This is a genomic window from Corynebacterium glyciniphilum AJ 3170 (genome assembly GCF_007673095.1).
In the GTDB taxonomy this organism is placed as follows: Bacteria; Actinomycetota; Actinomycetes; order Mycobacteriales; family Mycobacteriaceae; genus Corynebacterium.
Genome location: NZ_VDYZ01000302.1, coordinates 1 through 251, shown reverse-complemented (window position 1 = coordinate 251; position 251 = coordinate 1). Strand labels below are relative to the sequence as shown.

Here is a 251-nt window from a genome sequence, read left to right as displayed (position 1 = left end):
CCCCCCCCCCTCCCCCTCCCCTCCCTCCCCCCCCCCTCCTTCACCCCCTCCACCTACCTCCTCCAGCGCCACCTCTCCTCCTCCTCCCCTCCACCTTCCACCCCCTTCCCCACTCCCACCACAACCTCCCCCCCGTCCCCCACCATCCCCACCTTCACCTCACCCATCTTCCCCATTTCCCCACCATCCATCTCCACCTCCATAACCTTCCCCCCCCCTGCCAACCACTCCACCTCACCCCTCACCCCCTC

General features: G+C 68.9%; 1 protein-coding gene. It reads right to left on the bottom strand.

Annotated elements, in window-relative coordinates:
- Positions 1-53 precede the first annotated feature (53 nt).
- The coding region (locus FS507_RS20100; protein WP_186314786.1) for a hypothetical protein at positions 54-251 on the bottom strand (198 nt) is incomplete at its 5' end.